Annotated in this window: 1 pseudogene; it reads right to left on the bottom strand. The window is 50.0% G+C overall.

Annotated elements, in window-relative coordinates:
• Nucleotides 1-213, bottom strand: a pseudogene (locus tag CHH91_RS19175) (hypothetical protein); the annotation flags it as partial.
• Nucleotides 214-232 lie beyond the last annotated feature (19 nt).

Below are 232 nucleotides of genomic sequence, written 5' to 3'. Positions count from 1 at the left end.
GATTAATTGAAAATGCCCTGTTGCAGTCAGCTGGCGAATGATTGTATCACGTAGTTCCGCTAGCTCAGCCATCCTTGTTTTCCGAATTGAAAGAGCGTGTTCGACTGCAGAGGCAAAGGCAGCAACTGCTGGCGTGTCCACTGTGCCTGGACGAAATCCTGATTCATGACGGGCTTGTTCGTAAAAACCCCGCCAATGGAGACGTTTCGACAAATACACAGCACCTGTCCCT

It is taken from the genome of Virgibacillus sp. 7505 (assembly GCF_002272135.1).
Classification (GTDB): domain Bacteria; phylum Bacillota; class Bacilli; order Bacillales; family Amphibacillaceae; genus Terribacillus.
The sequence above is the reverse complement of the archived record's forward strand: the minus strand, read 5'-3'. Positions and strand labels throughout refer to the sequence as shown.